At 64.6% G+C, this 14379-nt stretch carries 10 protein-coding genes and 1 pseudogene; 3 read left to right on the plus strand and 8 right to left on the minus strand.

The window, feature by feature from the left end; genetic code table 11:
* The first annotated feature begins 8 nt into the window (after window positions 1–8).
* The gene (locus tag HAP47_RS11525; RefSeq protein ID WP_173638140.1) at window positions 9–1817 is read left to right on the plus strand and encodes a glycoside hydrolase family 15 protein; all 1809 of its coding nucleotides are present in this window, start codon (window positions 9–11) and stop codon (window positions 1815–1817) included.
* Window positions 1818–1860: 43 nt separating this feature from the next.
* On the opposite strand, the gene HAP47_RS11530 is transcribed toward HAP47_RS11525, so the two are convergent.
* The 8 genes and pseudogenes from HAP47_RS11530 to HAP47_RS11565 form a co-directional block, all read right to left on the minus strand.
* Complete coding sequence (locus HAP47_RS11530; RefSeq protein ID WP_173638139.1) at window positions 1861–2667, minus strand: HAD family hydrolase; 807 nt, start codon at window positions 2665–2667, stop codon at window positions 1861–1863.
* The gene (locus HAP47_RS11535; protein WP_173640545.1) at window positions 2664–3152 is read right to left on the minus strand and encodes a gluconokinase; all 489 of its coding nucleotides are present in this window, start codon (window positions 3150–3152) and stop codon (window positions 2664–2666) included. Before HAP47_RS11535 ends, HAP47_RS11530 begins: the two co-directional genes overlap by 4 nt.
* A 66-nt stretch (window positions 3153–3218) precedes the next feature.
* Window positions 3219–3971, minus strand: coding sequence for a 6-phosphogluconolactonase (gene pgl / locus HAP47_RS11540; RefSeq protein ID WP_173638138.1), 753 nt, complete (start codon window positions 3969–3971; stop codon window positions 3219–3221).
* 2 nt (window positions 3972–3973) lie between these two features.
* A complete protein-coding gene (zwf, locus tag HAP47_RS11545) occupies window positions 3974–5467 on the minus strand; it encodes a glucose-6-phosphate dehydrogenase (protein ID WP_173638137.1) in 1494 nt (497 codons plus the stop codon).
* Between the two features lie 21 nt (window positions 5468–5488).
* The gene (gene gnd, locus HAP47_RS11550; RefSeq protein WP_173638136.1) at window positions 5489–6472 is read right to left on the minus strand and encodes a phosphogluconate dehydrogenase (NAD(+)-dependent, decarboxylating); all 984 of its coding nucleotides are present in this window, start codon (window positions 6470–6472) and stop codon (window positions 5489–5491) included.
* 11 nt (window positions 6473–6483) lie between these two features.
* Entirely contained in the window at window positions 6484–9330 is a 2847-nt protein-coding gene (locus HAP47_RS11555) for a bifunctional transaldolase/phosoglucose isomerase (RefSeq protein ID WP_173638135.1), read from the minus strand.
* A gap of 218 nt (window positions 9331–9548) precedes the next feature.
* Window positions 9549–9884, minus strand: a complete 336-nt coding sequence (locus HAP47_RS11560) for a DsrE family protein (protein WP_173638134.1) — start codon at window positions 9882–9884, stop codon at window positions 9549–9551.
* Between the two features lie 41 nt (window positions 9885–9925).
* Window positions 9926–10543: pseudogene (locus HAP47_RS11565) on the minus strand (hypothetical protein).
* Between the two features lie 508 nt (window positions 10544–11051).
* On the opposite strand from HAP47_RS11565, the gene HAP47_RS11570 reads away from it, so the two are divergent.
* Both HAP47_RS11570 and HAP47_RS11575 read left to right on the plus strand, forming a co-directional pair.
* Complete coding sequence (locus HAP47_RS11570) at window positions 11052–12995, plus strand: PrkA family serine protein kinase (RefSeq protein WP_173638133.1); 1944 nt, start codon at window positions 11052–11054, stop codon at window positions 12993–12995.
* A 111-nt stretch (window positions 12996–13106) separates the two neighbouring features.
* A complete protein-coding gene (locus HAP47_RS11575; RefSeq protein ID WP_173640544.1) occupies window positions 13107–14375 on the plus strand; it encodes a YeaH/YhbH family protein in 1269 nt (422 codons plus the stop codon).
* The last annotated feature ends 4 nt before the right edge of the window (window positions 14376–14379 follow it).

Consider the following 14379-nt stretch of genomic DNA (forward strand, 5'->3'; position numbering starts at 1 on the left):
TACGGCGCGTGGCCTCTCGTATCGAAGACTATGGACTGATCGGCGATTGCGAGACCGCAGCGTTGGTCGGCCGTGACGGCTCGATCGACTGGCTGTGCTGGCCGGCGTTCGATTCCGACGCCTGCTTTGCGGCGCTGCTCGGCACGTCGCGGAATGGCCGCTGGCTGCTGGCGCCGGCCGGGGCGATCAGGCAGACCTCCCGCCGCTATTGGGACGATACGCTGATCCTCGAAACGCGGTTCGAGACCGAGGACGGAGTGGTCGCGCTGATCGACTTCATGCCGCCGCGCGGCAATGCCTCCAACGTGGTCCGCCTGGTTCGCGGCATCAGCGGCCGCGTCAAGATGCACATGGAGCTGGTGATCCGCTTCGGCTTCGGGGTCGATGTCCCCTGGGTGAAGAAGAACCCGGACGGCGACGGACTGTTGGCGATCAGCGGACAGGACATGACCGTGCTGCGCACGCCGGTTAAGACATCGGGCAAGGACCTGACCACGGTCGCCGAGTTCGAGATCGGCGAGGGCGACTCCGTGCCGTTCGTCCTGACATACGGTGCGTCGTATCAGCCGGTGCCGGGGTCGATCGCCCCCGAGGCAGCGCTGAAGGATACCGAGGCATATTGGAAAGAATGGTGCAGCCGTTCGACCTATGACGGCAGCTACCGGCGCGACCTCGTGATGCGCTCGCTGATCACGCTGAAGGCGCTGACCTTCAGGCCGACCGGCGGCATCGTCGCCGCACCGACCACGTCATTGCCGGAAAAACTCGGCGGCGCGCGCAACTGGGACTACCGATTCTGCTGGCTGCGCGACGCCACCTTCACGCTGCTGGCGCTGATGAATTCGGGCTATACCGAGGAGGCGGCCGCCTGGCACAATTGGCTGCTGCGGGTCGCGGCCGGCGCTCCTGCAGATATGCAGATCATGTACGGCATCCTGGGGCAGCGGCGCCTGCTGGAGTGGGAAGCCGAATGGCTGCCCGGCTATGAGGGCGCGCAGCCGGTTCGCGTCGGCAATGCCGCGCATGCGCAGCTGCAACTCGACGTCTATGGCGAACTGATCGACGCCTTCCACCAGTCTCGCATGGCCAAGCTGAAACTCGATGATCAGAGCTGGTCGCTCGAATGCACCGTCGTCGGTCATCTCGCCGACGTCTGGGACCAGCCGGATCACGGCATCTGGGAGCGTCGCGGCACTCCCAGACACTACGTGTTCTCCAAGGTGATGTGCTGGGTCGCCTTCGACCGGGCCATCAAGAGCGCGGAGCGGTTCGGCTTCAAGGGGCCGCTGGTCAAATGGCGGGTGTTGCGCGAGGCGATCCATCGCGACGTCTGCCGGCGCGGCTTCGATCCCGGTCTCAACAGCTTCGTCGAGAGCTATGACTCAAAGATGCTCGACGCCAGCCTGCTGTTGTTGCCGTCGGTCGGCTTCCTGCCGCCGGCCGATCCGCGCATCCGGGGCACGATCGCGGCTGTCGAGCGGCACATGATGCGCGACGGGTTCGTGCTGCGGCACGATCCGCGCGAGGTGTCCGACGAAATCCAGCCGATCGAGGGCGCGTTCCTGGCCTGCAGCCTGTGGCTCGCCGACGCCCATGTGCTGGCAGGAGATCTCGATAAGGCGCAAACCATGTTCGACCGCGTCGTCGCGCTCGCCAACGATCTCGGGCTGCTGGCGGAGGAGTTCGACTCCGGCGCCGGCCGGCAGACCGGTAACTTTCCGCAGGCGCTGACCCATATCGCGCTGATCAACACGGCGCACAATCTCAGCGCCGCCAAGGCCGACGCCGAGAAGCCGGCGGTGCAGCGGTCGACCTGATCGGAGCATTTGTCTTGCGCAGAATCTTTTTAGAAGAACCGCCTTAACGGCCCATCGTCAGCACCGTGTGCATGGCGCGCGCGAAGCCGTCGCGCTCGTTGGTTTCGGTCACATGCGTGGCGCGCGCCTTGACGTCATCGCTGGCATTGCCCATCGCGAACGAGACGCCGCTTCGCGCGAACATCGGCAGATCGTTCTGCATGTCGCCGATCGTGGCGACGTTCTCGAGCGACACGCCGAGGCGCTTCGCGATACCCTCGACGAAGGTGCCCTTGTCGTGGCCGGGCGGGGTGACGTCGAGATAGTAGGTCTGCGAGCGGACCGCGGTCGCATCATTGCCGACCATCTGCTGCATCTCCGCCTCGCAGCGCTGCAGCAGAGGCGCATCCGAGCTCGCACCGACGATCTTGCAGGCCTGGTCGAGATAGGGCGTGAAATCGCCGACGATGGTCGGATCATGCTTGATCGCGCGCTTTTCGTGCGCGTTGTACTCGCCGTCAGGATTCCGCGTCAGCCAGCGGTCGTTGGTGAACAGCCAGATGTCGACACCGCGCTCGCGGAGCAGGTCGATGCTGCCTTTGGCGACCGCAGGGGGGATCAAATGCTGCTCGATCGGCTGCAATTGCGGATCGACGATCGAAGAGCCGTTGAAGGCGCCGATCGGCAGTGTGATCGCGAGCGGCTCGACCAGGAAGCCCATCCCGATGGTCGGCCGGCTGGAGACGATGGTGAAGCCGATGCCGGTCTCATGCAGCCTGCGCACGGCCGCCAGGGCGCCGTCGGTCAGGGTCTTGTCCTTGGTGAGCAGCGTGCCGTCGACATCGGATACGACAAGGGCGATGCGGGTCATGGGCGGTCCAGCTTCAGTTGACTGACAATGTCTTCGACGATGGTGTCGACCGAACGGTCGATCGCAACCGTGATCGGGCGTTCGTCGGGCGTCGGCGGCTCCAGCGTCTTGAACTGGCTGGCGAGCAGGCCCGGCGGCATGAAATGGTCCTTGCGTGCGGCCAGCCGCGTGGCGATCAGCTCCTCTGTGCCGTCGAGGAAGACGATGCGGATATCGTCGCGGCCGTGCACCAGGATGTCGCGATAGGCGCGCTTCAGCGCGGAGCAGGCGATGACGGCGCGCTCGCGGACGCCGCAGGTGCGGTCGATCTCATTGGCGATCGCGTGCAGCCAGGGCCAGCGATCCTCGTCGGTGAGCGGCTGGCCGGAATGCATCTTCGCGACATTGCTCGGCGGATGAAAGCTGTCGCCGTCCTCGAAGCGCCAGCCGATCCTGATCGCAAGGCGGTCGGCGATGGTGCTTTTGCCCGAGCCCGAGACGCCCATCACGACCAGTGCGCAGGGGTTTTGCCCGTCACCCAAGAAAGTCACCCAAGAAAGTACCCAGGAAAATCATCCACGAAAATCCTCCGGCAGCGCGGCCTGATCGATCAGCCAGACGGTTTCGCCCAGCGATCGCGCGCGGTTTGCCGGCAGGTTCTCGCCTGCGAGCAGGCGCGTCAAGATCGCGCGCTTGTTTTCGCCCGCGACCTCGAACAGCATCTCGCGGCAGGAGGCGAGCGCGGGCAAGGTCAAGGAGACTCGCGGCACGAACGGCTCGACATTCGCCTTGGGCACCCCGACCACCCAGCGCTCGGTTTCCTCGACCGCGGGGTAGCCCGGAAACAGCGATGCGGTGTGGCCATCGGGCCCGATGCCCATCAGCACCAGGTCGAACAGCGGCCGCTTCGGATCGAGCTGTTCGGCGCCGTAGAAGGCCATCAGCTCGTTCTCATAAAGCGCCGCGCTGACGTCGGGATCCCTGAGATCGGCGGTGTCGGTTGCGATCGGATGGACGTTCGCGGCCGGAGCGCAGCGGTCGAGGAAGGCCTGGCGCGCCATGCTCATATTGTGCAGCTTGTCCTTGCGCGGCACCAGGCGCTCGTCGCCGATGAACCAGTCGATGCGATCCCACGGAATCCGCCGGCGATAGTCCGGTGTCGCCAGCAGCTGGTAGAGCGCCTTGGGGCTGGAGCCGCCGGTGAGGCAGATCGCGATCCGGCCGCTGTTCTGGTCGATCCTGGCGATCACCCGTTCGGCGGCCATCTGCGCCAGTGCGGCCGGATCGGCGACCGTGATGATCTTGCGCTCGCCGCTCGTGGTCATGGTCAGCTGAGCTTCCGCCAGCTGCGGCCGTCGCGCGTCAGTAGCGCGTTGGCCGCCTCCGGGCCTTCGCTGCCGGCCTTGTAGGGTTGCAGGCCACGCCCGCCGGCAGTCTTCCAGGCGTCGAGGAAGGGCTGCACCGCCTGCCATCCGGCCTCGACGCTATCGGCGCGCTGGAACAGCAAATTGTCGCCGATCATGCAGTCGTAGATCAGTGTCTCGTAACCGGTCGACGGCTCCGCCTTGAAGTAGTCCTTGTAGCGGAACTTCATCTCGACGCCGTCGATGTTGATGGCCGGGCCCGGCACCTTGGTATTGAACTGCAGCTCGATTCCCTCGTTCGGCTCGGTCGAGATGATCAGGAAATTCTGCGACAGCCGATCAACCGATGTGTCGCGAAACATTCCGATCGGCGCCTGCTTGAACTTGATCGCGATCTCGGTGCGCTTGGCGGCGAGCGCCTTGCCGGTGCGGAGATAGAAGGGGACGCCGGCCCAGCGCCAGTTGTCGATCGTCAGCTTCAGCGCGGCATAGGTTTCGGTGGTGCTGTCAGGCTTGACGTCCGCAGTCTTCAGATAGTCCTTGATCTCGGTATCGCCGATCTTGCCGGCGCGATACTGGCCGCGTACCGAATTGTTCAGGGCTTCCGCTTCGCTCTGCAGCTGGATCGCGCTGAGCACCTCCGCTTTTTCAGAGCGCACCGCATGGGCGTCGAAACGGGCTGGCGGCTCCATCGCCACCAGCGACAACAGCTGGAACAGATGGTTCGGCACCATGTCGCGCAGCGCGCCGGTGGCATCATAGAAGCTGCCACGATGGCCTACGCCGAGTTTCTCGTCGACCGTGATCTGGATGTGGTCAATATGGTTGCGATTCCAGATCGGCTCGAACATGCCGTTGGCAAAGCGCAGCACCAGGATGTTCTGGACGGTTTCCTTGCCGAGGTAATGATCGATGCGATAAATCTGGTGTTCGTCCATCAGCTTCAGCAGGGCGGCGTTCAGCGCCCTGGCCGACGCGAGATCGGTGCCGAACGGCTTTTCGATGATCAGCCGCCGCCAGGCGCCGTTCTCCTTAAGCATGCCGGTGCGGCCGAGTTGCTCGCTGATCGGCTGGAACGCACTCGGTGGCGTCGCGAGATAGAACAGGCGATTGCCGCCGGTGTCACGCGCCTTTTCAAGCTTGTCGAGTTGCTCGTCCATGGCATCAAAGGATGCGGGATCGCTCGGGTCAGCCTCGATCGATGTGACGCATGCGAACAGCCGCTTCGCGATCGCCTCGTCGACGGGGCGGGTGGCGAACTTGCGCAGCCCCTGCATCAGGCTGTCGGTCATCTGCTCGCTCGACATGCCCTTGCGGGCGATGCCGACGACGCAGAATTTCTCCGGGAGCAGGTTGCTGGCGGCGAGATTGTAGAGCGCCGGAACGACCAGCCGGTGTGTCAGATCACCGGTGGCGCCGAAGATGATGAAGGAGCAAGGGTCGGGTTTCTTCTGCACGTGACCTTCCGCGGTTTCGTTTCAAGCCTTCTTCGGCGGCTCCTTGTGGCCGCCAAAGCCTGCGCGCATCGCCGAGAGGATCTTCTCGGCGAAGGTATGATCCTTGCGCGAGCGGAAGCGGGTGTAGAGCGCCGCCGTCAGCACCTCGGCCGGCACCGCCTCGTCGACCGCGGCGTTGACGGTCCAGCGGCCTTCGCCGGAATCCTCGACAAAGCCGGAGTAATTGTCGAGCGTGTGGTTCTGTGCCAGCGCCGAGGCGGTGAGGTCGAGCAGCCAGGACGGGATCACGCTGCCGCGCCGCCAGACTTCGGCGATGTCGGCGATGTCGAGATCGAAGCGGTGCTCGGGCGGCAGCGCCTCGATATTAGCGTTCTTCAGGATGTCGAAGCCTTCGGCATAGGCCTGCATCAGGCCGTACTCGATGCCGTTGTGGATCATCTTGACGAAATGCCCGGCGCCGATCGGACCGGCGTGGATGTAGCCCTGTTCAATGCGGGGATCGCGCCCCTCGCGGCCGGACGTGCGCGGGATGTCGCCAATGCCGGGCGCCAGCGTCTTGAAGATCGGATCGAGCCGGTCGACCACGCCCTTGTCGCCGCCGATCATCATGCAGTAGCCGCGCTCGATGCCCCAGATGCCGCCGCTGGTGCCGACGTCGACATAATGCAGTCCGCGCTCCCTGAGCGCCTTGCCGCGGCGGACGTCGTCCTGCCAGAAGGTGTTTCCGCCGTCGATGATGACGTCGCCGGGCTGCATCAGCTTCGACAGCGCCTCGATGGTGGCTTCGGTGATCTTGCCGGCCGGCAGCATCACCCAGGCGGTGCGCGGCGCTTCCAGCTTGAGGACGAAATCCTCCAGCGACGAGGAGCCGGTGGCATTGTCGGCGACCAGCGCCGCGACCGCCTTGGGGTCCTTGTCGTAGACCACGGTGGTGTGGCCGTTGCTCATCAGGCGGCGAACGATGTTGCCGCCCATCCGCCCGAGGCCGATCATGCCGAGTTGCATCCTCGCCTCCGTCAGTTCAGTGCGGCCGAGATCGCGGCATCGAGTGCTGCAAGCCCGGAGGTGAGATCGCCCTTGAGATGCACGCGCAGCGCCCGCCGGCCGCGCTCGGTGAGCACGTCGAAATCACCGCGCGCCTGCGCCGCCTTGATCACGCCGAAGCTCGCCTTCTGGCCGGGCACCGGCAGGTCCAAGCCGTCGTCGGTAGTGACCTGCAGGAACACGCCGCTGTCGGGCCCGCCCTTGTAGGCCTGTCCGGTCGAATGCAGGAAGCGCGGGCCGAATTCGGCGCAGGTCGCAAGGTGTTTCGCATCGCGCACCTTCAGCCGCATCGCCTGCATGGCGTCGATGGTGTCGCCATCGCGCTCGATATAGGCGAGCAGGGCGACATAGTCGCCGCGGCCGGAGCGGGAGAGATGTGCCTTGATCCAGGAATTGAGGTCGCCATTGGCGCCGGCCTTGCGCAGCTCCTCTGCGTTCTGCGCGTCGGTGTAGAGCTCGACTCCATCCGCCGACACCACCGGCTGCTCGGCCGGCAGCGATCCGGTCTTCTCGAATGCCGCCGTCAGCTCGCGCGTCTTGATCTTGGCAGCCTCGACGTCGGGCTGGTTGAACGGGTTGATGCCGAGGATCGCGCCTGCGACCGCGGTCGCGATCTCGAAGCGGAAGAACTCCTGGCCGATATGGTCGATCGATTTCATCACGATCCGAACCACGGGATGGCCGGCGGCCTCGAGCGCGGCGAGCTTTGCCTCATGCGCGGCGTCGTTCTCGCCCTCGGTGCGGAGGTCGATGAAGAAGCGGTCGTTGCCGTAGACCGCGGCGTCGCCGATCGTTTCGCCCTCGATCGGGATCAGGCCCTTGCCGTCCTTGCCGGTCGATTCCGCGATCAGCTGCTCGGCCCAGGCGCCGAAATCGGCGACGTCGGGCGAGGCGAAGATCGTCACCTTGTCGCGGCCTTCGAGCCCGGCGATGCCCATCGCCAGCCCGAGCTGGACGCCCGGGTTTTGCTGCGGCGGCACGTCGGCGCCGCAGGAGCGCACCATGGCGAGCGTATGGCCGAGCAGGCTGCGGACGTCGATGCCCGCGGCCGCCGCCGGCACCAGGCCGAACGGTGACAGCACGGAATAGCGGCCGCCGATCGCGGGATCGCCGTAGAAGATGCGGGCAAAGCCCTGCTTGATCGCGACCTTCTGCAGCGCCGAGCCGGGGTCGGTCACCGCGATGAAGCGATGGCCGGCCTTGTCCTTGCCGATCGCCTTGGCCACCCGGTCGAAGAAATAATCCTTCATCACGTTCGGCTCGGTGGTTCCGCCGGATTTGGAGGAGACGATGAACAGCGTTTTCGCGATGTCGACATACTCCTCCATCGCGCGCACCTGCGCCGGATCGGTGGAGTCGAGCACGTGCAGCCGCGGGAAGCCGGACTTGTGCGGGAAGGTCTGCGCCAGCACCTCCGGCCCGAGGCTCGATCCGCCCATGCCGAGCACCACGGCGTCGGTGAAGTTCTGGCCCTTCACGCGCTTGGCGAAATCCTCGTAGTCGGCGACATCGGCGGTCGCGGCGCTGGTCAGCCAGCCCAGCCATTTGTCCTCGTCATCGCTGGTCCAGACCGACTTGTCCTTGTGCCAGAGCCTTCGGATCTTGGCCGAGGCGCGCCAGTCCTCGGTGCTCTTCTCGACCGCCTTCTCGATGTCGGCGCCGAGCGCAAGCTTCTGATGGTCGATGCCGCCGCCGAGCGAGGTCGCGCGCTTGTGGGCGACCGCGCCGTACAGCTTGTCGGCCGCGTCGGCGAACAGCTTGACGCCGTCCTTGACCAGCTCCTCGGTGATCGCATCGAGCGAGATGCCGGACTTCTCCAGCTCGTCCAGCACGTGGCGGGCGTCCTCGACATTCTCCTCGAGGCTGTCGCGGACCTTGCCGTGGTCGCGGAAGGCATCGAGGGTTGCCGGCGGCACGGTGTTGACGGTATCGGGGCCGATCAGCTCCTCGACATAGAGCACGTCGCTATAGTCCTTGTTCTTGGTGCCGGTCGAAGCCCACAGCAGCCGCTGCGGCTTGGCGCCCTTGGCCGTGAGTTTGTCCCAGCGCGCGCCCGAGAACAGCCGCCTGTAGTCCTGGTAGGCGAGCTTTGCATTCGCGATCGCGACCTTGCCCTTCAAGGCCGCGAGCCGTTCCTTCTCGGACGGGTCGTTGGCGCGCGCGATCTTCTCGTCGAGCTGCTTGTCCACGGCGCTGTCGATGCGGCTGACGAAGAAGCTGGCGACGCTTGCGACATGGGAGGGGTCGCCGCCCTTGGCGACGTACTTCTCCAGGCCCTTGAGATAGGCCTCCGCGACCCGGCGATAGACCTTCTGCGAGAACAGCAGCGTGATGTTGATGCTGATGCCTTCGCCGATCAGATACTCGACCGCCGGCAGGCCCTCCGGCGTCGCCGGCACCTTGACCATCAGGTTCTTGCGGTGGACGTCCTTCCAGAGCCGTTCGGCCTCCGCGATCGTGCCCTTGGTGTCCATCGCAAGATACGGCGACACTTCGAGGCTGACGAAGCCGTCGCCGCCATGGCTCTGGTCGTAGACCGGGCGCAGCACGTCGGCGGCGTGTTGGATGTCCTCGACCGCGAGGTGTTCGAACAGGTCGGCGACCGAGCGGTCGCCCTTCTTGAGGGCCTTGCCGATCGCCCCGTCATACTCGTCCGAGCTGCCGATCGCCTTCTCGAAGATCGAGGGGTTGGACGTCACGCCTTTGACGCCGTCGGTCTCGATCAGCCGCTTCAGATCGCCCTTGGCGACGAAGCCGCGGGCAAGGAAGTCCAGCCAGACGGCCTGGCGGTGATTTTCGAGTGCTTTGACGGGGGTCATGGGTGCCTGTTCTCGTTCGATCGAGGGTCGATTTTTGGGTTCCCGGGCAGCTTTCGGGGGCGGAGGCGGATTGTCAACATGACTGGGGGCCCGGGCGGAATATCAGCATTCCCAAGGGATAACGCCATTCACAACAGTTCGATCCCCTCGGACGCGGGTGCGAGCAGACCCTGATCTCGGCACATTTTTATGACGCGTTGCGGGCGCGCGGCCGCGGGTCAGGGCCGCAGGTAGAGGTAGCCTTGGGTTTGCAGCTCGGCGAGGCGGACCACGCCGCCGCGCTCGGCGGCGACGAAGCCGGGCAGCAGGTCCGCGAGGGTGATGTTCTGCGATTTCATGGTGTTGCCGCAGGCGGCGAGCTCAATGCCATCCTTGGTGAACTGCCCGACCTGCTTCGACAGGTCGGGGTTGGCGGCTGCCGAGTGAAACGCCTTCAGCGCCTGGCCGTGCACCACGAGCGCGATCGTCACATTGCCGGAGCCGCCGACCCGCGACACCGTAAAGGCAGCGCCGATCGCCGAGAGGGTGCCCCACAGGATGCTGCGTCGGTGCATGGCGTCCCTCGCGCAATGATTGTTGGCCGGCGCAAAGCCTATCACTTGTGGCGGAGCGCAGCGAGTTCCTTGCGGTCGGTCACAAGTTCGGCGCATTCGCACAAGTCCGCGCGATCGACGCGAAAGATCTTGTCGTCGGCGCCGGCGAACAGCGCTTCGCCCGCATCGTCGTCGGGCTTGTTGCGATTCCACACCACGATGCGGCCAAGGCGCGCGATCGCGGATTTGTCGTCTTTCGACAGCGCCACAGTGATACCGCCGCCCTCACAATCCACGCTGCATTCGAAGCGTATCTCGTGTCCGGTTTCGGTCGCGATCGCGTGGTTGCAGTAGCCGCTGGAGTCGAAATTGCCGGGGCGGTGGCGGTAGGCGACGCCGAGCCGGAACGAATAATTGGTGGTCTTGTCCTCCGGCGCATTCTCGGCGGCGACGAGCAGCTTCATCGCGCTGACCTTCTGCTTCGGATGCTGCGCCAGATGATTTGCATCGTATCGCCCCACGAAGCAGGCATATGCTTTCGCGCCGGGCGGGCCTGCGAACATCCTGTTGTCTTAGGCGGCCGCCTTGGCCTTGTCGACGCCTTCCTGCGCCTCGACGGTTAACGCCGCGCCGGCGCTGGCTGCGGCGGCAAGTGCGACAACAAGGAACGTCTGCTTCATGGCCGCCTCGGGAATAGCCCGCGCCTCCAAGGTGTCATCTTTAATGCGCGGCAATGGTGCCGCGTGGAACTGCGCGGGCTCGTTGCCTTAGTCGCGGCGACAAGGAGGCACGTTCAGCCTCGTCTGACAGTTTGTTCATGCGAGTCTGTGACTTGCACATCTTGACGCCAAGGCTGGACAGTCACACCTTTTCAGGGAGCCCAACGTTCATCGCCGGACGGGGAAGTTGCCTCGCTCGGATGTCCGCCTCGGAAGCCTGGGCCCCGGTAAACCACGGATGTGGCTGAGGGGCTACAACCGTTAAAATCAGGCTACCAACGGGGGATATTGATGAACCATTAAGCTTCCTGCCTGTTGATAAGGCAGAGGCTGCACGCGCCGTGCATTGCCGAAATGAGTCGGTCGAGTGTCCAATGGACCCAGCGTGCCGACGCTGATTCGATCCTAGGACGCTCTGGTTGCGACTCGTGTCAGTCGTGCGGCGATACATATCGTGGAGAGAGGGATCATGTACAACGATTCTTTGTTCAACGCCTTCGCAAGGTCGTTTGAAGCGCGAAGCCAGACCGACATGTCGATGGCCGAGTATTTGGAGTCGTGTCGAAGTGACCCGATGCGATATGCCAATGCGGCCGAGCGGTTATTAGCGGCGATCGGTGAGCCCCAGATGATCGACACGGCCAAGGACCCACGCCTTGGCCGTATCTTTTTGAACCGTACGATCAGGTCGTATCCGGCCTTCGCCGGCTTCTTCGGCATGGAGGACACGATCGAGCGCCTGGTCGGCTTCTTCCGCCATGCCGCGCAGGGCCTCGAGGAGCGCAAGCAGATCCTCTATCTGCTCGGACCGGTCGGCGGCGGCAAGTCGTCGCTTGCCGAGCGCATCAAGGCGCTGATGGAGATTCATCCGATCTACGTGCTGAAGGCGGGTGACGAGCTATCGCCGGTGTTCGAGAGCCCGCTCGGGCTGTTCGACCCCGAGCAGCTCGGGCCGATGATCGAGGAGAAGTACGGCATTCCGCGCCGCCGGCTGAGCGGGCTGATGTCGCCCTGGGCCTACAAGCGGCTCGAGGCGTTCGGCGGCGACATCTCGCAATTCCGCGTCGCGCGCATCCAGCCCTCCCGCCTGCGCCAGATCGCGGTCGCCAAGACCGAGCCCGGTGACGAGAACAACCAGGACATCTCCTCGCTGGTCGGCAAGGTCGACATCCGCAAGCTCGAGACCTACGCCCAGAACGACCCCGACGCCTACAGCTATTCCGGCGGCCTCAACCGCGCCAACCAGGGCGTGCTCGAGTTCGTCGAGATGTTCAAGGCGCCGATCAAGATGCTGCACCCGCTGCTGACCGCGACGCAGGAGGGCAACTACATCGGCACCGAGAACATCGGTGCGATCCCGTTCACCGGCATCATCCTCGCGCACTCGAACGAAGCCGAGTGGCAGAGCTTCAAGACCAACAAGAACAATGAGGCCTTCATCGACCGCATCTGCGTCATCAAGGTCCCGTACTGCCTGCGGGTCACCGAGGAGCAGAAGATCTACGAGAAGCTGATCCAGACCTCCGAGCTTGCCGCCGCACCGTGCGCGCCGGCAACGCTGGAAACGCTGGCCCGCTTCTCGGTGATGTCGCGGCTGCGCAAGCACGAGAACTCGACGCTGTTCGGCAAGATGCGGGTCTACGACGGCGAGAGCCTGAAGGAATCCGATCCGAAGGCGCGCAGCGTGCAGGAATATAAGGACGCCGCCGGCGTCGACGAGGGCATGGACGGCGTCTCCACCCGCTTTGCCTTCAAGGTGCTGGCCTCGACCTTCAATCACGACACCACCGAGGTCGGTGCCGATGCGGTGCATCTGATGTATGTGCTGGAGATGGCGATCCGGCGCGAGCAGCTGCCTGACGAGGTCGAGAAGCGCTATCTCGAATTCATCAAGGCTGACCTCGCGCCGCGCTATGCCGAGTTCATCGGCAACGAGATCCAGAAGGCCTATCTGGAATCCTACGCCGACTACGGCCAGAACCTGTTCGACCGCTATGTCGACTACGCCGATGCCTGGATCGAGGACCAGGACTTCAAGGATCCCGACACCGGCCAGCTGATGAACCGCGAGCTCCTGAACCAGGAGCTGACCAAGATCGAGAAGCCGGCCGGCATCGCCAACCCCAAGGACTTCCGCAACGAGGTGGTCAAGTTCTCGCTGCGTTCGCGGGCGCACAATGGCGGCAAGAACCCGAGCTGGACCTCCTACGAAAAGGTTCGCGACGTGATCGAGAAACGGATATTCTCGCAGGTCGAGGATCTGCTTCCGGTCATCTCGTTCGGCTCCAAGAAGGACGGCGAGACCGAGAAGAAGCATGGCGAATTCGTCGAGCGGATGGTGGAGCGCGGCTATACCGAGCGCCAGGTCCGCCGGCTCGTCGAGTGGTACATGCGGGTGAAGCAGGCCGGCTAGTGCACGATCCGGAAAGCCGGCAACGGCTTTCCGTCTCGTTTCGTCCCGTCCAATAAGAATGCGATGCGACTGTCATGATCGCATCCGGCGTGAGGCAGATGCAACGTGGTCATGCATATCGTCGATCGGCGGTTGAATCCGGGTAGCAAGAGCCTGGAGAACCGGCAACGCTTCCTGCGGCGCGCCAAGGCGCTGGTGCAGGGGGCCGTCAAGAAGTCGTCGCAGGACCGGGACATCAAGGATGTCCTGGAGGGTGGCGAGGTGACCATCCCGCTGGACGGCATGGATGAGCCGCGGTTCCGGCGCGAGGGCGGCACGCGTGACATGGTGCTGCCGGGCAACAAGAAATTCGTCGAGGGCGACTGGCTGCAGCGTCCGAACCAGAGCGGCGCCAAGGGCTCCGGCGCGGGTGAGGGCGACAGTGAGGACGCCTTCCGCTTTGTGCTGAGTCGCGAGGAGTTCGTCGACCTCTTCCTCGACGACCTCGAATTGCCTGACCTTGCCAAGCGCAAGCTTGCGCAAACCGAGAGCGAGGGCATCCAGCGCGCCGGCTATGCGACGTCGGGCTCGCCCGCCAACATCTCGATCAGCCGCACGGTGGGCCGGGCACTGGCGCGCCGCGTGGCGCTGCGCCGGCCGCGCAAGGACGAGATCGAGGCGCTCGAGGCGGAGCTCGCGGCGTGCGAGGACGAGACGCGCCGCTTCGAGCTGCTGGCGCAGCTCGAAGCGCTGAAGGCCAAGGCCAGGCGGATCCCCTTCATCGATCCGATCGACATCCGCTACCGCCGCTTCGAGACGGTGCCGAAGCCGGTGGCGCAGGCCGTGATGTTCTGCTTGATGGACGTCTCGGGCTCGATGTCCGAGCACATGAAGGATCTGGCAAAGCGGTTCTACATGCTGCTCTACGTCTTCCTGAAGCGGCGCTACAAGCATGTCGAGATCGTGTTCATCCGGCACACCGACCGCGCCGAGGAGGTGGACGAGGATACGTTCTTCCATGGACCGGCGTCCGGCGGCACGCTGGTGTCGAGCGCGCTGGTCGCGATGAACGACATCGTCCGCACCCGCTTCCGTCCCGCCGACTGGAACATCTACGCCGCGCAGGCCTCGGACGGCGACAACATGACCTCCGACAGCGCGGTGACCGGGCATCTGTTGACCGACAAGATCCTGCCGGTCTGCCAGTTCTTCGCATATCTCGAGGTCGGCGAGGCCGCCAACTACACCTTCGACATGCCGGACTCCTCACTCTGGACGCTCTATGAGCGTCTGCGCAACGACGGCGCGCCGTTGTCGATGCGCAAGGTGAGCGAGCGCGGCGAGATCTTCCCGGTGTTCCAGGACCTGTTCAAGCGCCGCACCAGCCAGGAAAGGGTATAGTTTA

Source organism: Bradyrhizobium sp. 41S5 (assembly GCF_011516665.3).
GTDB lineage: Bacteria > Pseudomonadota > Alphaproteobacteria > Rhizobiales > Xanthobacteraceae > Bradyrhizobium > Bradyrhizobium quebecense.